We start from the raw sequence: 22,910 nt of genomic DNA, 5'->3' as shown, positions 1-22,910 counted from the left end.
TCAACATGGAAGTAAAATTACTCAGACATACACCGGAACCTGAAAAGACAGTTGCCATGAGCGCGCGTCTATGCTATTCGCCCATTGGGGCCGCGCAGCTTGAAGAAAAAATGTCTGATGAACAGGCGGCAAAATTGGTACGCAAACTGGTGGAAATGGGACATTTTTCAACCTTGGAACATGTTACGTTCACCTTTGCTATAGAAGGAGTTTCCAGAGTACTGACACATCAGCTGGTACGTCACCGTATCGCTTCTTATTCGCAGCAATCGCAGCGCTATGTTAAAGAGCATGATTTTGAAACGATTATGCCTCCTACCATCGCCGCCAGATCTGAGGCTAAGGCCAGGTTTGAACAGCTGATGACGGATATTCAGACTATGTATAACGAATTTACCGAAGAGTTTGGTATCCCGGCAGAAGATGCCCGTTATGTGCTTCCCAATGCGGCGGAAACTAAAATCGTTGCAACGTTTAACGTCAGATCTTTGATGAATTTCTTCAGCCTGCGCTGCTGTAATCGTGCGCAGTGGGAGATCAGGCTGCTTGCGGAAAGAATGCTGGCTGAATGTAAAAAAGTCGCACCGGTATTATTTGAAAATGCAGGGCCGACCTGTGTCAGCGAAGGTATCTGCCGTGAAGGAGCAATGAGCTGCGGCCGGTTGGAAGCTATTCTGGCGGCCAAACAAAAACAGCAGTGATAATTAGGAGGAACTATGTCTGAAGAAATTCTTGCCGGACGCAATTCTGTAACAGAGGCCTTGCGCAGCGGCAGATCTATCAATAAACTGTTTGTGCAGGATGGCATCAAAGGCGGCAGTGTCAGCGAGATTCTTGGTCTGGCAAAAACTGCGGGCGTAGTTCTGGAGTTTTGCAAAGCTGAAAGACTGGACAAACTGGCTGGCGGACTGCGCCATCAGGGGTTTGTCGCTTTAGCTGCCCCTATTCGTTTTCACAGTCTGGAAGAGGTTTTGGCGTTGGCAGAGGAAAAGGGTGAAGCTCCTTTTTTACTGCTATTGGATGAGCTGCAGGACCCTCAGAATGTAGGAGCTTTGATCAGAACGGCTGACGCTGCCGGCGTACATGGAGTGTTGCTTCCCAAGCGGCGCAGCTGTCCGCTGAATGCTGTGGTGGCAAAAATTTCTGCCGGCGCGGTAGAATATGTGCCTGTAGTCCAGATCGGCAATATTCCGCAGACGATTGAAGAGCTGAAGAAACTTGGTTTTTGGATCGCCGGAGCGGATATGCAGGGTGAAGATTATTATAAAAGTAATCTGACCGGCCCGATGGTCATTGTAGTGGGCGCTGAGGGTAAAGGTTTGGGACGGCTTGTGAAAGAAAAATGTGATATTATTGTCAGTCTGCCGATGCAGGGCGGCGTTTCTTCGCTGAATGCTTCGGCGGCAGGAGCTGTTTTGTTGTATGAGGTCGTGCGTCAGCGTCGGGTGCAGGCGGGCGTTTAAGTTATGAAAGAATGGCTTGTGGTAGACGGTTATAATGTTATTAATAACTGGCAGGATTTTCGCAAATTGCGGGAGGAGAATCTTGAACATGCCCGCGAGATTTTAAAAGAAAAATTAGCCGAATATATAGCTTTTAAGGGGTATGCGGGAATCGTTGTTTTTGATGCTCAGGAAGTACAGGGAGTTGCTTCGTTTGAAAAGAAAGGAGCCTTGGAGGTTGTCTTTACAAATGAAGGGGAAACTGCTGATTCATGGATCGAGCGACGCGTGTATGAGCTTGTAAAAGGCGGCAACAATGTTTTTGTTGTGACCAGCGATTACGCAGAGCAGCTGAATGTCTTGGGAAGCGGTGCCTACAGGGTCTCGGCCCGTGAATTCCGTGAAGAGTATCTGCTTACAAAAAAACAGATCGCACAGCGCAGCGAACAGCTTACAGGCGGTTTGAGCCGTAATGAGCTGGGAGGCAGGCTGCAGGAGCATATTCTGGATCATTTTGAAAAACTGCGTCGGGATACCTAAAAATTGACGCTGACATAAGTATGGAGTATAATGAAAAAGCTGACAGATGCAGGAAATTCCTAGGAAACGGAGGTTGTGCCAATGAGTACGGAAACGCCATATAATCCTTATGCTGCTTTTGAAAACATGGCGGATGAAGATGTCGTCTTAAAGGCTAAACAAGAAGATAACGCGCTTGCTCAGGAATATCTTTTGCATAAATACCGTAATTTTGTGCGGGCTAAAGCCAGAAGCTATTTTTTAATAGGTGCCGAACGTGAGGATATCATCCAGGAAGGGATGATCGGGCTTTATAAAGCTATCCGTGATTTTCGCGGCGATAAGCTGTCGTCGTTCAGAGCTTTTGCTGAACTGTGTGTGACACGTCAGATTATTACGGCCATCAAAACAGCAACCAGACAGAAGCATATACCGCTTAATTCGTATGTTTCTTTGAATAAGCCTATTTATGAAGAAGATTCTGACAGAACCTTGCTGGATATCATTTCCGGTGTCAAAGTTGCTAATCCTGAAGATATGATCATCAGCAGAGAAGAGTTTGCTGATATCGAAAATAAAATGAATAATATCCTCAGTGATCTTGAATGGAAAGTCCTGATGAGCTATCTGGATGGTAAATCCTATCAGGAGATTGCCGTTGAACTGGACAGGCATATCAAATCGATCGATAATGCCCTGCAGAGGGTAAAACGTAAATTGGAAAAATATATTACCAACCGTAATGATAATACCGATCTGAGCGAAGTCTACAGCGGGCTTTTAGCCATTGATCCCAGCGAACGGTTCACTCACCGCAAACGTGATTGATAAATTGATAAATGTGAAACAAAATAGTAACATCATTTAGATTTTTCTGAATGATGTTATTTTTTTAAAGGATTTCGTAAACAAACAGCGAATATAGCAGTAACTGGAAAGTGAAGGGCAAATTTTACGCTGAGCGTAATTGGGAGGTAATGGACATGAGCCAAGTAGAAGAATTTGTAAAAATTGTAGAAGGTGTCAAAGACCATGATGTAAAAGTAGTTATCGTAACTGGTAAACCGGGCAGCGGTAAAAGCAAGGTGCTGCGCGAAGCTGCTGAAGAGAAGAAATGGGATTACATCGATTGCCGTCTTTTGATTACTGAAAAATTTTTGGAGGTTCCTCCTGGAGAGCGTCAGGCAAAAGCACCTGAGATGATGGCGGATATATTGGAAGGCTATGACAGCGAGGTTATTTTGCTTGATCGTCTGCAAACCCTGTTTGTACCGGTATTTCATATTGATGTTGATGCTTTGCTGCATAAGCTCAGCGAAAAGTTTGTTATTGTAACAGCTTGGCCGGGTTACCTTGAAGAAGGAAAACTCTGTTATGATAAATTTGATGGAACGGAGTCCATCCGTATCAGTTCGGAAGGGTTTACGGTTTGGAACGTTGATTAAAAAAGCGAGGTAAGTAATGAGCCAAGCAAAGAAAAGGCTGGCAGTTTTGACCGGCGGCGGTGATTGCCCCGGGTTAAACGCAGTTATCAGGGCAGTAGTAAAAACGGCCCTTAATAATGGATATGAGATATTTGGCATAGAAAACGGTTTCAACGGACTGGTGACAGGCCGGATGGGGCTGATGGACTATAAAGATGTTTCGGGAATCCTGCCTCGGGGCGGAACGATTCTTGGAACGACTAACCGCGACAATCCCTTCAAGTTTGCTGTGGAAGAAAACGGGGAATTGGTTTATTTCGATAAACGCGCGGAAGTAATGGCTAATCTTGAAAAAAATGGTATCGAAGCTTTAGTGGTTATCGGCGGAGACGGCAGCTTGAATATAGCTGCAAGACTGGCTAAAGAATGCGGAGTAAAGGTCGTGGGGGTACCCAAAACGATCGATAACGACCTTCCGTGTACAGAACGTACTTTTGGTTTTGACACAGCAATGGCGATGGCTACGGAAGCTTTGGATAGGATCCATACAACGGCAGAATCTCATCACCGCGTTATGGCGCTGGAGGTTATGGGGCGTTATGCTGGTTGGATCGCATTGCATTCCGGCATAGCCGGTGGAGCAGATGTTATTTTGATACCGGAGATACCCTACAGTATTGATTCGGTTATTGGAAAAATCAGGGCCCGCCAGGCAGCCGGGAAACAATTCAGTATTATTGTTGTAGCTGAAGGAGCAAGACCTGTGGGCGGTGAGATGTCTGTCGCACGCATGGTCAAGGGAAGCTTCGAGCCCATCCGTCTCGGCGGAGCAGGAGAAAAACTGGTTCGTGAGATCGAGGAGAAAACGGGTATCGAATCGCGGTGTACTGTATTAGGTTATCTACAAAGAGGCGGCACGCCTACACCTTTCGACAGAGTTCTTTCTACGCGTTATGGTGTAGCAGCGGTCGAGGCTTGTATACGCAAGGAATATAACGTTATGGTATCACTGCAAAACGATAAGATCGTTACGGAGCCTATTGAGAAAGTTGCCTCCAAGCCACGGTTAGTACCAGTAGACAGCGATATAATTCGCACAGGACGTCAAATGGGCTTATGTTTTGGTGACTGACTTGATAAGTCAAATCAAAGAACTTTAGTTTACAGCAACATTCAGAGGACAGCGGAAATGGACGCCGCTGTCCTTTTCTTTGTCATTATTCAGGTAAATTTCAGGTAAATTTATATAATTAAACTTGGCGGTAGAGATAATAACCTGTATAATGTAGAAGTTAGTAAAAATTATGCGATAAGGTAATTGTGGAAGGATCGATAACGATAATGGATCAGAATTTGATAGCGGTAATAGTAGGCTTTGTAGAAGGTGTAACTGAGTTTTTGCCAGTATCATCAACAGGGCATATGATCATAGTAGGGCATATGCTGGGGTTTGATGGTCCGGCGGCAGATATTTTTGACGTTTTCGTACAGCTGGGAGCAATCCTGTCAGTTATTTTTATTTATAAAGAGCGGTTTGCCAGATTTTTTACCAAGGAAGGCTGGCAGGTTGATAAGGGCCTGAGCGTTTGGCATGTAGCTGTTGGTATTGTCCCTGTAATGGGCGTGGCATTTTTTGCGTATAAATATATCAAAGAATATCTTTTTTCACCTTTCACGGTCGCAATAGGTTTGGTATTAGGCGCGTTATTAATGATGTATGCTGAATATAAGACAAAAGATAAACAATCGGAATTGCTGGATGATGTGGATAAAATTTCTTTGAAACAGGCTGCTCTTGTCGGGGCATTTCAGCTGCTTTCGTTGTGGCCAGGATTTTCCAGGTCGGGAAGCACTTTGGCAGGAGGTCTTTTGGTAGGACTGAAACGCGAGACCGCGGCAAATTATACTTTTTTGATTGCAGTACCATTGATGTTTGTAGCGTGTTTGTACGATCTTTTAAAAAATATCAGTATATTGACAGTTGATGATCTGCAGATGTTGGCGATAGGTTTTGTGGTTGCATTCGTGGTTGCTTACTGGTCTGTATTGTGGTTTTTAAAATTTCTTCATAAATATAGCTTGACATCTTTTGCATATTATCGTATCATACTTGCTGTAGCTGCTTTAACATACTTTTACTTTTAAAGAGTTTTGTAAAAAAAGTTACTGAATTAATTGAAAAGTAGTTGACAAAATGATTATGTTAATATATAATCTTCCTTGTCACTAATTAAGTGCTGGCATAGCTCAACTGGTAGAGCAGCTGACTTGTAATCAGCAGGTTGTGGGTTCAAGTCCTATTGCCAGCTCCAAAATGGAGAGGTTCCCGAGTGGCTAAAGGGAGCAGACTGTAAATCTGCCGCGTTTCGCTTCGTTGGTTCGAATCCAACCCTCTCCACCACTTTTTTAATTAGTTTTCATCGCGGGGTGGAGCAGTTGGTAGCTCGTCGGGCTCATAACCCGAAGGTCGTTGGTTCAAGTCCAGCCCCCGCAACCATTTGTTATTTGGTTGCGATGCTGATGTAGCTCAGTCGGCAGAGCGTATCCTTGGTAAGGATAAGGTCACCAGTTCAATCCTGGTCATCAGCTCCAAATAAATATGGCGGCGTAGCTCAGTTGGCTAGAGCATTCGGTTCATACCCGGAGTGTCCGCGGTTCAAATCCGTGCGCCGCCACCAATAAAAAATAAAACCTCAGTGATGGGGTTTTTTTTATTATAATCATAAAACTGCAAGCAGGAGTTTACAGGCTGGCGGCGAATATGGTAAAATGGCTTCAAAGCCTATTTTATAAATAACAAAAGAGATTCGGAGGAAAAATGAATGGCAAAGCAAAAATATGAAAGAACAAAACCGCATGCTAATATCGGTACCATCGGTCACGTTGACCATGGTAAAACAACCCTGACCGCAGCAATCACTAAAGTATTGGCTTCTAAAGGCGGCGCAGAATTCATGGATTACTCCATGATCGATAAAGCCCCTGAAGAAAGAGAACGCGGTATCACCATCAACACTTCCCACGTAGAATATGAAACTGCAACCCGTCACTACGCACACGTAGACTGCCCAGGCCATGCTGACTATGTTAAAAACATGATCACCGGCGCCGCTCAAATGGACGGAGCTATCCTGGTAGTATCCGCAGCAGACGGCCCGATGCCGCAAACTCGTGAGCACATCCTGCTTGCCCGCCAGGTAGGCGTACCTGCAATGGTAGTGTTCCTGAACAAAGCAGACATGGTAGACGATCCGGAACTGATCGAATTAGTAGAAATGGAAGTACGTGAACTGCTCTCCAGCTACGACTTCCCCGGCGACGACATTCCTGTAATAGTAGGTTCCGCACTGAAAGCACTGGAAGGCGACGCAGCATACGAAGCAAAAATCATGGAACTGATGGACGCAGTAGACGCATACATTCCTATCCCGGAACGCGCAACTGACAAACCGTTCCTGATGCCTGTAGAAGACGTGTTCACGATCACCGGCCGTGGTACAGTAGCAACTGGCCGTGTAGAACGTGGCGTAATCAAAGTAGGCGACAACATTGAGATTGTCGGCATGACAGAAGAGAAAAAAGCAACAGTAGTAACCGGCGTAGAAATGTTCCGCAAATTGCTGGACGAAGCAGTAGCAGGTGACAACATCGGCTGCCTGCTGCGTGGTGTAGACCGTAAAGACATCGAGCGCGGTCAGGTACTTGCAAAACCGGGCAGCATTCATCCGCACACAAAATTCAAAGCAGAAGTATATGTACTGACGAAAGAAGAAGGCGGCCGTCATACACCGTTCTTCAACGGCTATCGTCCGCAGTTCTACTTCAGAACAACAGACGTAACAGGCGTAACTGAATTACCGGAAGGTATCGAAATGGTAATGCCTGGCGATAACGTAACGATGGACGTAGAGCTGATCACTCCGATCGCAATCGAGCCTGGTCTGCGTTTTGCGATCCGCGAAGGCGGCCGTACTGTTGGCGCTGGCGTTGTTGCTGCTATCAACGAATAATTAAGAGTGCGATAACCTTATTTTCTGCTAAGGCCGGTCCTGCATAGACCGGTCTTAGTATATTTTTGAAAGTTTGTTGACATAGAGTGTTAACTGTGGTACTCTATATTAGTGAAATTTTGTGATTGGTAATCTATGAGTAAGAGAGGTGTTAAATATGCGCAGTTTAGTTACCATGGTTTGCACTGAGTGCAAACAACGCAACTATCAAACCAACAAAAACAAAAAGAACGATCCTGATCGTATCGAACTGAATAAATATTGCAAGTTCTGCAAAAAACACACTTTACATAAAGAAACTAAATAATTTTAGTTAACGTGTGATTTAGTATCAGGTATTCAAGCAAGGATGTGAAAAAATGGCCGTTCCGGAAACTACGGGTGTGAAGAACGCAGGCGGTATTACACGCTTTATGCGTGAAACTAAAGTAGAACTGAAAAAAGTAACCTGGCCTACCAAACAAGAGCTTATTGCTAATACCGCAGTGGTTTTGATCGCGGTTATTATTTGTGCGGCATTGATTTGGGTCATTGATGCCTTCTTCAATGTTGTTTTTCGCTTGATTTTGCAATAAGTTTGCGTAAGGAGGAAAGGGAAGCTTCCCTATCATTAATATGGAATCAGAAAAACGTTGGTATGTAATCCATACTTATTCCGGTTATGAGAATAAGGTAAGCGCAAATCTGGAACGTAAAGTTCATTCCTTGGGTATGGAAAATGAAATTTTTCGTATTGTAATACCTATGGAAAATGAGGTTGAAGTAAAAGACGGCAAAAAACGCAGTGTCCAGAGAAAAGTCTTTCCTGGTTACGTGCTTGTAGAGATGATTGTCAATGACCGCTCTTGGTATGCCGTGCGTAATACACCGGGTGTTACCGGCTTTGTCGGTTCCGGTACTAAACCGATTCCTTTGACTGATGAAGAGGTCAAACAGATCATGCGCTCCATGGGCGTGGAAGAAAGCCGCCCGAAAATTGATTTACAATTACAACAGCTGGTTCGCTTGAAAGCAGGTCCGTTTGCCGGCTGTGTCGGCAGCGTTTCTGAGATTAATGAAGAACGTGGTAAACTGAAAGTTCTGGTTAGCATGTTCGGACGCGAAACACCTGTTGAGATTGATTTTACTCAGGTTGAAGAAACTGAATAACAAGGAGGTGTAATAAATGCCGAAAAAAGTCGTAAAAATGGTAAAATTACAGGTACCGGCTGGTAAAGCTACTCCGGCTCCTCCTGTAGGCCCTGCACTCGGCCAAGCTGGTGTAAACATCATGGCTTTTGTTAAGGAGTTCAATGAACGTACTGCTCAACAAGCAGGTTTGATCATTCCGGTAGAAATTACCGTATTTGAAGATCGTTCCTTTACTTTCATTACCAAAACTCCTCCGGCTCCGGTATTGCTGAAAAAAGCTGCTGGTCTGGAAAAAGGTTCCGGCGAACCCAACAAAAAGAAGGTTGCTCAATTGAGCCGCGATAAAGTTCGCGAAATCGCTGAAGCTAAAATGGCTGACCTGAACGCTGCTGATATCGAAGCTGCTATGAGAATGGTAGAAGGTACTGCACGCAGCATGGGCATCACCATCGTTGACTGATCTATAGTCGACTATTTACGTGGGAGGAATTATCCGTTTGCACCACAAGGAGGAAAGTTTAATGGCAAAATTTGGTAAAAAATATCAAGACGCTTTGAAACTTATCGAAGCTGACAAATTCTATGCTCCGAAAGAAGCAGTGGAATTAGTTAAAAAAACTTCTGTTACTAAATTTGACAGCACTGTAGAAGTTGCTTTCAAATTGGGTGTAAATCCCAAATACGCTGACCAACAGGTTCGCGGCGCTCTCGTTCTTCCCCATGGCACTGGCAAATCTAAATCTGTTTTAGTATTTGCTAAAGGCGCTAAAGTTCAGGAAGCAGAAGCTGCTGGTGCTGATTATGTAGGCGGCGAAGAATTGGTTGCTAAAATCCAGGGCGGCTGGACTGATTTTGAAGTCTGCGTTGCAACTCCTGACATGATGGGTGTTGTTGGCCGTTTGGGTAAAATCCTCGGTCCTAAAGGCTTGATGCCTAACCCGAAGGTTGGCACCGTTACTATGGATGTAACTCGTGCTATCAATGAAATCAAAGCTGGTAAAATCGAATATCGTACTGATAAAGCCGGTAATGTCCAGGCTCCTATCGGTAAGGCTTCTTTTACCGAACAACAACTGTTGGAAAACTACATCACTTTGGTTGATACTCTGATCAAAGTAAAACCGTCCGGCGCAAAAGGTCAGTATATTAAATCCATTACTGTATCTACCACTATGGGCCCTGGCGTAAAAATCGACGTTTTGAAAGCTAACAGCGACAAATAAGATTTTTGATGTGGTAACAACTTTATAAATCAGAAGATAATCGGGCCATAGACAGCAGGTGCGGTAACGCATAAGTATAAAACGCCTGCCGAGGCTGGAGACGATGAAGATAGACCTTCGCGACCTCCGGCTTAGGCCGAGAGGTCTTTTTGATTTTATAAAATCATTTTAAAGAAGGAGGTGTGATGCATGGCAGTTATTAGAGCAGAGAAAGCAGCTAAGGTTGCTGAACTTAAAGAAATCCTTACCGCTGCAAAATGCACTATTCTGGTTGACTTCTGCGGTCTGACCGTAGCTCAGGATACAGCATTTCGCCGCAAAATGCGCGAAGCTGGTGTCAAATATGGCGTTGTAAAAAATACAATGCTGCGTATTGCTGCAAATGAAGCTGGTATCGAAGGTTTAGAACCTGTATTGGAGAAAAACACTGCAATTGCTGTTGCTCCTGAAGATCCCGTTGCTGTAGCAAAAATCATTTGCGATTTCGCAAAAGAAAACAAAGCATTAACTATCAAAGCTGGTGTGCTCGACGGTCAGGTTATCGACGAAGCTGCAATTAAAGCTTTGGCAGAGCTTCCGCCGAAAGAAGTTCTTATTGCAAAAATGCTGGGCAGCATGAATGCTCCTATCAGCGGTTTTGTCAATGTACTTCAAGGTACTATCCGCAATGTCGTTTATGCACTCGACGCTGTTCGTCAGCAAAAAGAATCTGCATAAGCACAGCGCTTAAAAGAGCAAGTTGAATAAAAAAATAAAACATTTGAATTTATGGAGGTATATATAATGAACAAAGAACAAATCATCGAAGCTATTGAATCTATGACCGTACTCGAACTTTCCGAATTGGTAAAAGCTCTGGAAGAAAAATTTGGCGTATCTGCTGCTGCTCCTGTAGCTGTAGCTGCTGCTCCGGCTGCTGGTGGCGCTGCTGCTGCTGAAGAGAAAACTGAATTTGACGTAGTTTTGACTGCCGCTGGCGCTGGCAAAATCAACGTTATCAAAGTTGTTCGTGAAGCAACTGGTCTTGGCTTGAAAGAAGCAAAAGAAATCGTTGACGGCGCTCCTAAAGCTGTTAAAGAAAAAATCTCCAAAGCTGATGCTGAAGCTTTGAAAGCTAAACTTGAAGAAGCTGGCGCTTCCGTAGAATTGAAATAATTTTAGCCTAAAATTTTTAATAAGCTTCCTGTTTTACAGGAAGCTTATTTTATTTCTTCATTTACTGTTGACAAGAGAAAAGGTTTATGATATCATAATAAACCACAGTAAATAAATGAATTGCAGGTATTTTGATAACAGTTACGATGGCTCAGTGGTTGGGAATCGTATACTGCTCATACGGTAAAGATGAAGCCCATTCATCGAAGACAATACGCAAGGTCCTTGAGACAATCTGGAACCTTGCTTTTTTTGTCATTCGTGAAAAGGGCTGAGTTTGGCCTGCCTGGCAAAATATGAAGGGGTGAGGGATTACATGTTTAAACCGGTTCCCGTAGGCGATAGGACTCGGTACAGTTATGCCAGAATCAATGAAGTATTACCAATGCCTCATTTGATTGACATCCAAAGAACATCGTATGAGTGGTTCATGCGAGAAGGTCTTTGTGAAATTTTTCATGACATTTCTCCGATCAAGGATTTTACAGGTAATTTAGAACTTTCGTTTGAGGGCTTTACTTTAGGTGAGCCTAAGTACAGCGTTGAAGAATGCAAGGAGCGTGACGCTTCTTATTCGGCGCCGTTAAACGTAAATGTTCGCTTGCTTTACAAAGATACCGGCGAGATCAAAGAATCTAAAGTTTTCATGGGCGATTTCCCCTTGATGACTGAAACCGGTACTTTTATTATCAATGGTGCTGAACGTGTTATCGTCAGCCAGTTGGTTCGTTCTCCAGGTGTATATTACAATGTATCCATGGACCCCAGCGGTAAAAAAATGTATGGTACCACCGTTATTCCAAACCGCGGCGCCTGGATCGAATTTGAAACAGATGTTAATGATGTTATCTATGCCCGTGTGGACCGGACCAGGAAATTACCTGCTACGATTTTACTGCGCGCTTTAGGCCTGTCCAGCAATGCTGAGATTTTGGCACTGTTTGGTGAACATCCTTCTGTTTTGGCAACTTTGGAACGTGATGCAACGACTAACCGTGAAGAAGCTTTAATTGAAATTTATAAGAAACTGCGTCCTGGCGAACCGCCTACATTGGAAAATTCTACGCAGTTGATCGAAGCTACCTTTTTTGATAATAAACGATATGACCTTGCCAGTGTAGGCCGTTATAAGCTCAATAAAAAATTGGGCTGGCGCCGTCGTTTGCTGGATAAAGTCCTTGACGCACCGCTGGTTGATACTTCTACCGGTGAAATTATTCTGCCGGCAGGCACTAAAATCGACGATAAGGCAATTGATATCATCGAGCAAAGTGAGATTTTCAGCGGCGTAGGCTTGAAAGAAGCTTTTATCCGCGTTAAAGAACAGGTTCTGAAATTGATCTGTACTGCTGACATTCCTGAAAAGCACCGCACCGTAACCGTAGAAGACGTATTAGCATCTTTTGGTTATTTGCTTAACCTGATGGATGGTTTGGGTACGGGCGATGATATTGACCATTTAGGTAACCGTCGTGTACGCAGCGTTGGGGAATTGCTGCAAAATCAGTTCCGAATCGGCCTCGCCCGTATGGAACGCGTCGTCAAAGAGCGTATGACTATTCAAGACGTAGACGTGATCACGCCGCAGGCCTTGATCAATATCCGTCCTGTTGTTGCCGCAATCAAAGAATTCTTCGGCAGCAGTCAGTTGTCTCAGTTCATGGATCAGAATAATCCTCTGGCTGAGTTAACTCATAAACGTCGTTTGTCTGCACTTGGCCCTGGTGGTTTGAGTCGTGAACGCGCCGGTTATGAAGTCCGTGACGTCCATCATTCCCATTATGGACGTATGTGTCCTATTGAAACTCCTGAAGGTCCGAATATCGGTCTGATAGGTTCTTTGTCTACTTTTGCTATTATCAATAAATATGGTTTTATGGAAACTCCATACCGTAAGGTTGATAAAGAAGAAGGACGAGTTACTGACGAAATCGTTTATCTGACGGCCGATGAAGAGGACGAATATATTTGTGCTCAGGCCAACGAACCGCTTGATGAAAACGGTTATTTTCTGGGCGAACGTGTTACGGCACGTTATTTGAATGAAGTTTTGTCTCTGCCTCCTAATCAGGTCGATTATATGGACGTTTCTCCGAAACAGGTCGTATCCATTGCTACGGCGTTGATACCGTTCTTGGAAAATGACGATGCTAACCGTGCTTTGATGGGTGCGAACATGCAGCGTCAGGCTGTGCCGCTTTTGTGCACACAGTCTCCTGTTGTCGGTACCGGTATGGAATATAAGGTTGCCGTTGACTCTGGCGTTTGTGTTTTAGCTAAACGTGCCGGTGTCGTTGAACGTGTTGTCGGCAACGAAATCCGTGTCCGTGCGGAAGACGGCAGTGTTGATGTTTATGAACTTTTGAAATTCAAACGTTCTAATCAGGGGACCTGCGTCAACCAGCGTCCTATCGTCAATAAAGGCGATAAAGTAGTTGAAAAACAAGTGCTTGCAGATGGCCCTGCAACAGATCACGGCGAACTGGCACTTGGCCACAATGTAATTGTTGCCTATATGCCGTGGGAAGGCTACAACTACGAAGATGCTATTTTGCTGAGTGAAGATCTGGTTAAAGCCGATATCTTTACTTCTATCCATATTGAAGAATATGACTGCGATGCCCGTGATACTAAACTTGGTCAGGAAGAAATCACCCGTGATATTCCCAACGTTTCTGAAGAAGCGCTGAAGGATCTTGACGAACGCGGTATTATCCGCATCGGTGCTGAAGTGCGTCCCGGTGACATTCTTGTCGGTAAGGTTACTCCGAAAGGTGAAACTGAGCTGACTGCTGAAGAACGACTGCTGCGTGCTATTTTTGGTGAAAAAGCACGTGAAGTTCGTGACAGTTCGCTGCGTGTGCCGCATGGCGAGGCTGGTAAGATTGTCAGCGTAAAGGTATTTACCCGTGAAAACGGCGATGAGCTGCCGCCTGGCGTAAATGAACAGGTGCGTGTGCATATTGCTCAAAAACGTAAGATTTCCGAAGGCGATAAAATGGCAGGCCGCCATGGTAATAAGGGTGTAGTTTCCCGTATTATGCCGCGTGAAGATATGCCATTCCTGCCCAGCGGCGAGCCGGTGCAGATCGTGCTGAATCCTCTGGGTGTACCTTCCCGTATGAATATCGGCCAGATTTTGGAGACTCATTTAGGCTGGGCTGCCCGCGCTTTGGGTATGCAGATCGAGGCTGGTGCTGAAGGTTTAGCCGCCCGTTTCGAAAAAGCCGGTTATGATGTTGAAAAATATGGCATGCCTGAAACCGTTGAGATCGATAAATTCGGCGAAGAAAGCATTAAGGCAATGAAAATGTCCGTACCGGTTTTTGACGGTGCGCATGAAGAAGATATGAACGCTACCCTGGAATTGGCAGGCGTTGATCCAAGTGGCAAAACCAGGCTGTATGACGGCCGCACAGGCGAACCTTTTGATAATAAGGTTACCGTAGGCTGCGTATATATGCTGAAACTGCATCATCTGGTCGACGACAAGATCCATGCCCGTTCTACCGGTCCGTACTCTCTGGTTACGCAGCAGCCTCTTGGCGGTAAAGCACAGTTTGGCGGACAACGTTTTGGTGAGATGGAGGTTTGGGCTCTGGAAGCTTATGGTGCCGCTTACACTCTGCAGGAGATCCTCACCGTCAAATCTGACGATGTTGTTGGCCGTGTAAAAACCTACGAAGCTATCGTCAAAGGTGAAAACGTACCGGAGCCTGGCGTACCTGAATCCTTTAAAGTTCTTATCAAAGAGCTGCAAAGTATCGGTCTCGATATTAAAGTGCTCAATGAAGACGAAGAAGAGATTTCCATGCGCGACAGTGATGATGATATCACTGAGACTGCACGTGACCTCGATTTGAACATCGACGGCGAAATTCCGGCTGCTGCTGCTCCTGTTGAAACAGATGAATATACTGTTGACGAAAACAGCGCTGAAGATGCGGAATTTGATTTAGTTGCAGATATTGGCAACTTTAACATGGAAGCTAAAGATGAGTTGGACGGAGATTTAAATAACTCCGACGATATTGAATAGAAGGGAGCGATCGATTCTTGTTGGATGTAAATAATTTTGAGTCTATGCGTATCGGTCTGGCTTCACCGGAACAAATCAGAACTTGGTCCTATGGCGAAGTAAAGAAACCGGAAACTATCAACTACAGAACTTTGAAACCGGAACGCGACGGTTTGTTCTGCGAAAGAATATTTGGACCTACCAAAGACTGGGAATGTCATTGCGGTAAATACAAAAGAATTCGTTATAAAGGCATCGTCTGCGATAAATGCGGCGTTGAAGTTACCCGCTCCAAAGTTCGCCGTGACCGGATGGGTCACATTGAGCTGGCTGCGCCTGTTTCTCATATCTGGTATTTCAAAGGTATCCCCAGCCGGATGGGCCTGATTCTTGACATCTCACCCCGGTCGCTGGAAAAAGTACTGTATTTTGCCAATTACATCGTGCTTGATGCCGGCGATACTCCGTTGGTGAAAAAACAATTATTGAGTGAAGGCGAATATATCGAAGCCCGCGACAAATATGGCAGCGGTTTTAAAGTTGGTATGGGTGCTACTGCTATTAAGGCATTGCTGGAAGAGATCGACCTTCAGGCATTGACTGCAGAGCTGCGTGCTGAACTGAAAGAAGTGAGCGGCCAAAGAAAAATTCGTGCTGTACGCCGTTTGGAAGTCTGCGAAGCTTTCCTGAAATCCGGCAATCGCCCTGAATGGATGATTTTGGATGTCGTTCCGGTAATTCCTCCGGAGCTGCGCCCAATGGTACAATTAGACGGCGGACGTTTTGCAACTTCTGACCTCAATGATCTGTATCGTCGCGTGATCAACCGTAATAACCGTTTAAAACGCTTACTTGAGCTGAATGCTCCTGACATCATCGTACGTAATGAAAAACGGATGCTGCAGGAAGCTGTTGACGCTTTGATCGACAATGGCCGCCGCGGGCGCCCTGTAACCGGACCTGGCAATCGTCCTTTAAAATCTCTTTCGGATATGCTGAAAGGCAAGCAAGGACGTTTCCGTCAGAATTTGTTAGGTAAACGTGTCGACTATTCCGGCCGTTCCGTTATCGTTGTCGGACCGGAGCTGAAAATGCATCAATGCGGTCTGCCGAAAGAAATGGCACTGGAATTGTTCAAGCCTTTTGTTATGAAACGTTTGGTCAACAGTGGTCAGGCTACTAATATCAAAAGTGCGAAACGCATGGTAGAACGTGCGACTACTGCTGTCTGGGACGTCTTGGAAGACGTAATCAAAGAGCATCCTGTACTTTTGAACCGTGCACCGACCCTGCACAGACTGGGTATCCAGGCTTTTGAGCCGATCCTGTCTGAGGGCCGTGCCATCAAGCTGCATCCTCTGGTATGTACTGCGTACAACGCCGACTTTGACGGTGACCAAATGGCTGTCCATCTGCCGCTGTCCGCTGAAGCCCAGGCTGAAGCCAGAATGCTGATGCTTTCGGTCAATAACATTCTGGCACCGAAAGATGGTAAACCTGTTGCCGTACCTTCGCAGGATATGGTTTTGGGTTCTTACTACCTGACGATTATCAAAGAAGGCGCTAAAGGCGAAGGTATGCGTTTCAGCAGCTTTAACGAAGCATTGCTGGCTTATTTCCACGGTGAAGTTGAATTGCAGGCGCGCATCAAAATTTATATCCCGAATAAGGATATTTATGAAGAACCGGCCAGCGAAGGTGTCAGTCTCGTAACAACTACTGTTGGCAATGCTATTCTTAATGAAGAGCTGCCGATTGAAATGCGTTATTTCCATTTAGAAGAGGAAGAAAACGAAGCCGGCCAAAAAGTTAAAGTATGGCATTTGAATAAACTGCTTGATAAAAAAGAATTGGGACGCCTGGTTGCTAAAGCACATAAATTGTACGGTAATCTGCGTACGGCCGAGATTCTTGACGTTGTTAAGAAAATGGGTTACGACAATGCTTGTAAAGCAGGTATTTCCATTGCTGTTTCCGATATTAAAATCCCGCCCGAAAAAGCGGAGATTCTGGCTGCTACAGAAAAAGAAATAGATAAAACTGAGCGTATGTTCCGCCGCGGCCTGATGAGCGAGGATGAACGTTATCGTAAGGTTATCGAACTTTGGGGCAAAGCTACTGATGATGTAACCAATAAGCTGATGTCCTCAACAATGGATCCGTTTAACTCTGTTTATATGATGGCTAATTCCGGTGCCCGCGGTAATACGCAGCAGATTCGTCAGCTGGCCGGTATGCGTGGCTTGATGGCAGATCCTTCCGGCCGTATCATTGACCGTCCGATCAAAGCTAACTTCCGTGAAGGCCTGACTGTTTTGGAATACTTCATTTCCACACATGGCGCTCGTAAAGGTTTGGCTGATACCGCATTGCGTACTGCCGACTCGGGTTATCTGACACGCCGTTTGGTAGACGTTGCTCAGGACGTTATTGTACGTGAAGATGACTGTGATATCGTTGGCATCAATCTTGTCAAAGAACGCGGACGTCTTTGTAAAGCAACCCTGGGTTCCAGTCAGAACAAATTGCGTGAGATCGTTATCGGCCGCAATTTGGCAGCAGGCATTACTGATCCGGTTACTGGTGAATTGATTGTCGAAGCTGATACGATTGTTACAGAGGATCTGTACAACAAACTGGCTGCAGCAAAAGTCATGGAAGTAGTTTTGTATGCTACTGATGATATGAGTGGTGAAGAGACCGAGACCGTCCAGATCAACATCAGCGATGAACAATCTAATGCTGTGCTGAAAGAAGCGATGATGCATCATTTCGATGGCAAAGAAGTTGCTGAAGATGTTGTTGCCGCTGACGGTACTGTGCTGATCGAGGCAGGGTCAACTTACGACGAAGCTATTATTGACGCTATTTTGGCTAATGGCACTGTCCGTGACGTTAAAGTTCGCAATAATGCAATCGAAGGTATTGAAATCGAAGCTATCACCGAAGGTAAAAATAAACAGACTGTTATTGAATCTTTGCGTGACCGTATCGTAGGCCGCTATCTGGCTGAAGATATTTTGGATAAGGACGGCAATATCTGTTACCATATCAATGACTATGTTACTGAAGATATGGCAGATCAAATTGCTTCGCTGCGCGAAAAAGTTAAAATTCGTTCTGTACTCAACTGCAAAGCTAAAGTTGGTGTTTGCCGTAAATGCTACGGCCGTAATCTGGCTACAGGCAGAAAAGTTGAAGTCGGTGAAGCAGTTGGCACTATTGCTGCTCAGTCCATTGGTGAACCTGGTACTCAGCTTACCATGCGTACGTTCCATACAGGCGGCGTAGCCGGTGACGATATCACGCAGGGTTTACCGCGTGTTGAAGAATTATTTGAAGCCCGTAAACCGAAACATCCTGGTTTGCTTACTGAGAATGCCGGTACTGTACACATTGGTGAAGAAAACGGCATTCGTAAAGTAACTGTTACCAGTGAAGACGGTGAACAAATCTATACCATTCCTTACGGAGCAAAGCTTGCTGTTACAGAAGGTATGGAAATCGCTGTTGGCGACCGCTTAACAGAAGGCTCTCTCAATCCGCATGATATTTTACGTATCAGCGGTGTGCGTGCAACTCAGCGTTATCTGGTCCAACAGGTATTAGGCGTTTATAAATCTCAGGGCGTTGAGATCAACGATAAGCATATTGAAGTTATGGTGCGTCAGATGATGCGTAAAATCCGCATCGAAGAAGCGGGCGATACTTATATGCTGCCGGGTGAATATATCGATGTTGCTGAATTTGAAGCGCAGAATGCGGAAATGCTGGAAAAAGGCTTACAGCCTGCAGAAGGACGTCCGGTGCTGCTTGGTATTACCAAAGCATCTCTGGCTACCGATTCGTTCCTGTCAGCTGCATCCTTCCAGGAAACTACCCGTGTGCTTACAGACGCAGCGATCAAAGGCAAAGTTGATCCGCTTTTAGGTCTTAAAGAAAATGTTATCATTGGTAAGCTTATCCCTGCCGGTACAGGTATGAGTCGTTATCGTGATATCAAAATCAAATATAATACTACTAACAGCGAGCAACAGTAAAATTACAGTTTTTAAGCAAAACCTCTACTCCTTTTTAAAAGGAGTAGAGGTTTTTATCAAATCAAACAATAGAATTCATAACAGATTTGGAAAAAGCGAACGATAGAATGACTTTTTGTTAAAAAGTTCACATTATAATTGACACATAGGAAAGCTATTGGTAAAATTATAATAATAAATAAGATGGTAGAGATGGCCCGAGAAGGATTTTTAGTTGCGCATATAGCAGTTGAAAGATTTCGACTTGGGTTTTATTTTTTCTCACAGACACTTTAGGAGGCAGAAGCATGAAAGTAGCTATTATTATGGGAAGTAATTCTGACTGGCCGATCCTTGAGCCGGCGGAAAAAACTCTGAAAGAATTTGGCGTAGAGGTAGAGGTGATCGTTGCTTCGGCACATCGTACCCCCGATGTGGTGCATGAATTTGCAGCTGGTGCCCGTGATCGCGGTGTAGAGGCTATTATTGCCGCTGCCGGTGCTGCTGCTCATTTAGGCGGTGTTATTGCTGCTTATACTACAGTGCCTGTAATCGGTATTCCTATCAATGCTACACCTTTGAATGGTATGGATGCGCTTTTAAGCTTTGTGCAGATGCCTGCAGGTATTCCTGTAGCAACTATGGCCATTAACGGTGCTAAGAATGCTGCTTTATTCGCAGTGCAGATCCTGTCTGTCAAATATCCTGAACTGGTTACTAAATTAGCGGAAAACCGTCTGCAAATGCAGGAAGAAGTAAAAGCTAAAGGTGAGAAGCTCGCAAAATTGCGTGCTGAGGGTAAGTGAGAAATGGTTGAAAAAGGAGAATTAACTGTGCCGGGTATTGATTTTGAATTAGATAAATTACATGAGGAATGCGGTGTTTTTGGTATTTATTCGCACAAAGACGATGTGGCACTCAATACTTATTGGGGATTGTATGCGTTGCAGCACCGTGGTCAGGAAAGCACCGGTATAGTCACTACTGATGGCAGCAATATGCAGGTCAAAAAAGGTATGGGGCTGGTGGCTGACGTTTATAAAGATGGTGTAGGTGATCTTACCGGGCATATTGCTATCGGTCATGTACGCTATTCAACGACTGGTTCCAGTATGGCCTATAACACTCAGCCGCTGCGCGTTTATTTTGACGGCGGTAATCTGGCGTTGTCACATAACGGTAATTTGACTAATGCTGCTGAATTGCGTACCCGTTTGACCAGAGATGGAGTAGTCTTTCAGACTACTGTGGATACAGAAGTTGTTTTGAGTCTGATAGCACGTTCGCGCAAGGAAAAAATTGAAGACCGTGTTGCCGAGGCAGTTAATGAAATCAAAGGCGCTTTTGCTATTTTGATCATGACTGATGATAAACTGATCGCAGTGCGTGATCCCTATGGCTTCCGCCCTCTGTGTTTGGGCAAGCTGGACGGCGGCTGGGTCGTGGCTTCTGAATCATGTGCTTTTGATCTGGTGGGCGCAGAATTTATTCGCGATGTCAAACCGGGTGAAATGCTGGTTTTTGAAGATGATAATGCTGAACCTAAGAGCATGATGTGGGCCAGAGAAATGCCTTCTAAATGTGCTCACTGCATTTTTGAATATGTTTATTTTGCCCGTACTGACAGTGTTATCGATAAACAATGTGTTTATCAGGCACGCATCAATATGGGACGTGAACTGGCTAAAGAAACAAAAGATATTCATCCGGATATCGTTATTTCCGTTCCGGACTCCGGAACGGCTGCTGCTGTTGGTTACAGCCTGGAATCCGGTGTGCCTTTTATGGAAGGTCTGACTAAAAACCGTTATGTTGGACGTACTTTTATTCAGCCGACGCAAAAGCAGCGTTTAAATGCCGTGCGCTTGAAACTGAATCCGGTCAAGAGCGTTGTTGCCGGCAAGTCTGTTGTTATGGTCGATGATTCCATCGTTCGTGGTACTACCAGCGGCAAGATCGTTAAATTACTGAAAGATGCCGGAGCGAAAGAAGTTCATGTCTGCATCAGTTCTCCGCCGGTAACCGATCCCTGCTATTATGGGATCGATACTTCGGTGCGGAAGGAACTTATCGCTTCTACGCACACAGAGGATGAGATCTGCCAGTATATCGGTGCGGATTCTCTGCACTATATTTCGCTGGAAGGCTTGAAACGTTCTTTAAACAGTATGGATCCTGAAGGTATGTGTTATGCTTGCTTCAATGCAGGTTATCCCGATAATGCGGAAGAAACTATCCGTCAAGGTTCGAAATATATTTTTGAGAACAAATAATTAGGAGGTCCCTATGAGCGAGCAAAGCAAAAGACAAATGACTTATGCCGATGCAGGTGTGGATATTGACGCTGGTAATCGTGCTGTTGAGTTAATGAAAGAAAGCGTACGCGCAACTTATCGTCCGGAAGTTATTGGTGATTTAGGCGGTTTCGGCGGTTTATTTGCCTTAAACTCCGGGAAATACAGGGAACCGATCCTTGTTTCCGGTACTGATGGTGTTGGGACTAAATTAAAACTGGCTTTTATGGCTGATAAGCATGATACTATCGGGCAGGATGCCGTAGCTATGTGTGTGAACGATATTTTAGTACAGGGTGCAGAACCGCTGTTTTTCCTTGATTATATCGCTGTCGATAAAGTTGACGCAGAGAAGGTTGCTAACATCGTACAGGGCGTTGCCAGGGCTTGTAAAGAATCTGGCTGTGCGCTGATCGGCGGTGAAACTGCTGAAATGGCAGGCTTTTATTCCCAGGGTGAATATGATATTGCGGGTTTCTGTGTAGGCGTTGTTGAAAAAAGCAAAATGATCACCGGAGATAAGGTTGCTCCTGGTGACGTGTTGTTGGGTCTGCCTTCCAGCGGCGTCCATTCCAATGGTTTTTCTCTGGTTCGTAAAATTTGCTTTGAAGCAATGGGCTACGACATGAATACTGAGATCCCGGAATTTGGCTGCAGCTTAGGCGAAAAGCTGCTGACGCCTACGCGCCTTTATCCTAAAGCTTGTTTGCCGCTGATCGAAAAGTTTGATCTGCACGGTATGGTACATATTACCGGCGGCGGTTTCTATGATAATATTCCCCGTATTCTGCCGGATAGTTGTGATGCGGAAATCAATGCCGCAGCATGGGACGTTCCGGTAGTTTTCCAGAAATTGCAGGAATGGGGCAATGTGCCCTGGGCAGAAATGTACCGCACTTTTAATATGGGTGTGGGTATGGTTCTGGTAGTTGATCCCGCAGAAGCTGATGCCGTGCGCGAGCATCTTACTGCTTCAGGCGAAACTTTCTATGAATTGGGTAAAGTGGTTGCCGGTAATAAAAAAGCGGTTATGAAAGGCGGCGTTTTCAGTGAGTGACCGTAAAATTGGCGTCTTGGTCAGCGGTCGCGGCAGCAATCTGCAATCCGTCATGGACAGGATAGCCGACGGCTATTTGCCTTTGAAAATTGCTGTTGTCATCAGTGATAAAGCTGATGCCTATGCTTTGGAGCGTGCTGAAAAAGCTGGAATAGCAGCCGTAGCTGTTCCACGCAAAGAATGTGCGTCTAAGGAAGAGTTTGAAAATAAGATCGATGCGGCTTTGCGTGCTCATGGTGCCGAACTCGTGGTTTTAGCCGGGTTTATGCGTATTTTGAGCAGTAATTTTGTTAATAAATGGACCCAGAAAATCATCAATATCCATCCGGCGCTGTTACCAAGTTTTCCTGGCCTTGATGCTCAGGGGCAGGCGCTGGCATATGGCGTAAAGATTGCAGGCTGCACGGTGCATTTTGTTGACGAAGGTACAGACAGCGGTCCGATCATTCTGCAGAAGCCTGTGCCTGTTTTAAATGACGACACGGAAGAATCTTTGGCAGCCAGGATTTTAGTTGAGGAACATAAGGCAATGCCGGAAGCTTTACGGTTGTGGGCTTTAGGCAAGCTGGAAATACAGGGACGGCGCGTTATTGTGCATCCTTGAGATGAGGTGATAAA

Annotated in this window: 21 protein-coding genes, 5 tRNA genes and 1 other annotated feature; all 26 genes read left to right on the top strand. The window is 45.1% G+C overall.

Annotated elements, in window-relative coordinates; translation table 11 throughout:
• Window positions 1-5 precede the first annotated feature (5 nt).
• Window positions 6-701 (top strand): FAD-dependent thymidylate synthase, encoded by a 696-nt coding sequence (gene thyX / locus Q4G98_RS08405; RefSeq protein WP_298564746.1) that lies wholly within the window; start codon window positions 6-8, stop codon window positions 699-701.
• A 15-nt stretch (window positions 702-716) separates the two neighbouring features.
• Complete coding sequence (gene rlmB / locus Q4G98_RS08400; protein ID WP_177561061.1) at window positions 717-1,463, top strand: 23S rRNA (guanosine(2251)-2'-O)-methyltransferase RlmB; 747 nt, start codon at window positions 717-719, stop codon at window positions 1,461-1,463.
• Window positions 1,464-1,466: 3 nt separating this feature from the next.
• The gene (locus Q4G98_RS08395) at window positions 1,467-1,982 is read left to right on the top strand and encodes an NYN domain-containing protein (RefSeq protein WP_177561062.1); all 516 of its coding nucleotides are present in this window, start codon (window positions 1,467-1,469) and stop codon (window positions 1,980-1,982) included.
• Between the two features lie 81 nt (window positions 1,983-2,063).
• A complete protein-coding gene (sigH, locus tag Q4G98_RS08390; RefSeq protein ID WP_293545041.1) occupies window positions 2,064-2,789 on the top strand; it encodes an RNA polymerase sporulation sigma factor SigH in 726 nt (241 codons plus the stop codon).
• Between the two features lie 155 nt (window positions 2,790-2,944).
• The gene (gene brxF / locus Q4G98_RS08385) at window positions 2,945-3,406 is read left to right on the top strand and encodes a BREX-3 system P-loop-containing protein BrxF (RefSeq protein ID WP_021717371.1); all 462 of its coding nucleotides are present in this window, start codon (window positions 2,945-2,947) and stop codon (window positions 3,404-3,406) included.
• 16 nt (window positions 3,407-3,422) lie between these two features.
• Window positions 3,423-4,517 carry a 6-phosphofructokinase gene (locus Q4G98_RS08380; protein ID WP_177561064.1) on the top strand — a complete coding sequence of 365 codons (1,095 nt, stop codon included), beginning with the start codon at window positions 3,423-3,425 and terminating at the stop codon, window positions 4,515-4,517.
• A gap of 209 nt (window positions 4,518-4,726) precedes the next feature.
• On the top strand, window positions 4,727-5,530 hold the full coding sequence (locus tag Q4G98_RS08375) for an undecaprenyl-diphosphate phosphatase (protein WP_298564747.1): 804 nt from the start codon (window positions 4,727-4,729) through the stop codon (window positions 5,528-5,530).
• A 91-nt stretch (window positions 5,531-5,621) separates the two neighbouring features.
• Window positions 5,622-5,697 (top strand) — tRNA-Thr (locus Q4G98_RS08370).
• 4 nt (window positions 5,698-5,701) lie between these two features.
• Window positions 5,702-5,786 (top strand) — tRNA-Tyr (locus tag Q4G98_RS08365).
• Window positions 5,787-5,806: 20 nt separating this feature from the next.
• A tRNA-Met gene (locus Q4G98_RS08360) sits at window positions 5,807-5,882 on the top strand.
• Between the two features lie 19 nt (window positions 5,883-5,901).
• A tRNA-Thr gene (locus tag Q4G98_RS08355) sits at window positions 5,902-5,977 on the top strand.
• 9 nt (window positions 5,978-5,986) lie between these two features.
• A tRNA-Met gene (locus Q4G98_RS08350) sits at window positions 5,987-6,063 on the top strand.
• A gap of 144 nt (window positions 6,064-6,207) precedes the next feature.
• The gene (tuf, locus tag Q4G98_RS08345; RefSeq protein ID WP_293545032.1) at window positions 6,208-7,395 is read left to right on the top strand and encodes an elongation factor Tu; all 1,188 of its coding nucleotides are present in this window, start codon (window positions 6,208-6,210) and stop codon (window positions 7,393-7,395) included.
• A 157-nt stretch (window positions 7,396-7,552) separates the two neighbouring features.
• Window positions 7,553-7,702 carry a 50S ribosomal protein L33 gene (gene rpmG, locus Q4G98_RS08340; protein ID WP_298563363.1) on the top strand — a complete coding sequence of 50 codons (150 nt, stop codon included), beginning with the start codon at window positions 7,553-7,555 and terminating at the stop codon, window positions 7,700-7,702.
• Window positions 7,703-7,754: 52 nt separating this feature from the next.
• On the top strand, window positions 7,755-7,970 hold the full coding sequence (gene secE / locus Q4G98_RS08335; protein WP_177561027.1) for a preprotein translocase subunit SecE: 216 nt from the start codon (window positions 7,755-7,757) through the stop codon (window positions 7,968-7,970).
• Between the two features lie 40 nt (window positions 7,971-8,010).
• On the top strand, window positions 8,011-8,544 hold the full coding sequence (gene nusG / locus Q4G98_RS08330; protein ID WP_177561026.1) for a transcription termination/antitermination protein NusG: 534 nt from the start codon (window positions 8,011-8,013) through the stop codon (window positions 8,542-8,544).
• Between the two features lie 16 nt (window positions 8,545-8,560).
• Window positions 8,561-8,986, top strand: a complete 426-nt coding sequence (rplK, locus tag Q4G98_RS08325) for a 50S ribosomal protein L11 (RefSeq protein WP_021717068.1) — start codon at window positions 8,561-8,563, stop codon at window positions 8,984-8,986.
• Between the two features lie 61 nt (window positions 8,987-9,047).
• Window positions 9,048-9,749, top strand: a complete 702-nt coding sequence (rplA, locus tag Q4G98_RS08320; RefSeq protein WP_021717067.1) for a 50S ribosomal protein L1 — start codon at window positions 9,048-9,050, stop codon at window positions 9,747-9,749.
• A gap of 27 nt (window positions 9,750-9,776) precedes the next feature.
• Window positions 9,777-9,909 (top strand) — a sequence feature (ribosomal protein L10 leader region).
• A 29-nt stretch (window positions 9,910-9,938) separates the two neighbouring features.
• Window positions 9,939-10,466 carry a 50S ribosomal protein L10 gene (gene rplJ, locus Q4G98_RS08315; protein WP_298563370.1) on the top strand — a complete coding sequence of 176 codons (528 nt, stop codon included), beginning with the start codon at window positions 9,939-9,941 and terminating at the stop codon, window positions 10,464-10,466.
• 66 nt (window positions 10,467-10,532) lie between these two features.
• Entirely contained in the window at window positions 10,533-10,904 is a 372-nt protein-coding gene (gene rplL, locus Q4G98_RS08310) for a 50S ribosomal protein L7/L12 (protein ID WP_293545025.1), read from the top strand.
• A gap of 316 nt (window positions 10,905-11,220) precedes the next feature.
• A complete protein-coding gene (gene rpoB, locus Q4G98_RS08305) occupies window positions 11,221-14,943 on the top strand; it encodes a DNA-directed RNA polymerase subunit beta (protein ID WP_177561023.1) in 3,723 nt (1,240 codons plus the stop codon).
• 17 nt (window positions 14,944-14,960) lie between these two features.
• Window positions 14,961-18,962 carry a DNA-directed RNA polymerase subunit beta' gene (rpoC, locus tag Q4G98_RS08300; protein WP_298563373.1) on the top strand — a complete coding sequence of 1,334 codons (4,002 nt, stop codon included), beginning with the start codon at window positions 14,961-14,963 and terminating at the stop codon, window positions 18,960-18,962.
• Window positions 18,963-19,249: 287 nt separating this feature from the next.
• Window positions 19,250-19,747: a 5-(carboxyamino)imidazole ribonucleotide mutase gene (gene purE / locus Q4G98_RS08295; RefSeq protein ID WP_177561021.1), complete on the top strand. Its 498-nt coding sequence runs from the start codon at window positions 19,250-19,252 to the stop codon at window positions 19,745-19,747.
• Window positions 19,748-19,750: 3 nt separating this feature from the next.
• Entirely contained in the window at window positions 19,751-21,214 is a 1,464-nt protein-coding gene (gene purF / locus Q4G98_RS08290; RefSeq protein ID WP_177561020.1) for an amidophosphoribosyltransferase, read from the top strand.
• Between the two features lie 13 nt (window positions 21,215-21,227).
• Window positions 21,228-22,292: a phosphoribosylformylglycinamidine cyclo-ligase gene (gene purM / locus Q4G98_RS08285; protein ID WP_293662183.1), complete on the top strand. Its 1,065-nt coding sequence runs from the start codon at window positions 21,228-21,230 to the stop codon at window positions 22,290-22,292.
• A complete protein-coding gene (gene purN / locus Q4G98_RS08280; RefSeq protein ID WP_177561018.1) occupies window positions 22,285-22,896 on the top strand; it encodes a phosphoribosylglycinamide formyltransferase in 612 nt (203 codons plus the stop codon). Before purM ends, purN begins: the two co-directional genes overlap by 8 nt.
• Window positions 22,897-22,910 lie beyond the last annotated feature (14 nt).

This window comes from uncultured Phascolarctobacterium sp., assembly GCF_958349595.1.
GTDB lineage: Bacteria > Bacillota > Negativicutes > Acidaminococcales > Acidaminococcaceae > Phascolarctobacterium.
The sequence above is the reverse complement of the archived record's forward strand: the minus strand, read 5'-3'. Positions and strand labels throughout refer to the sequence as shown.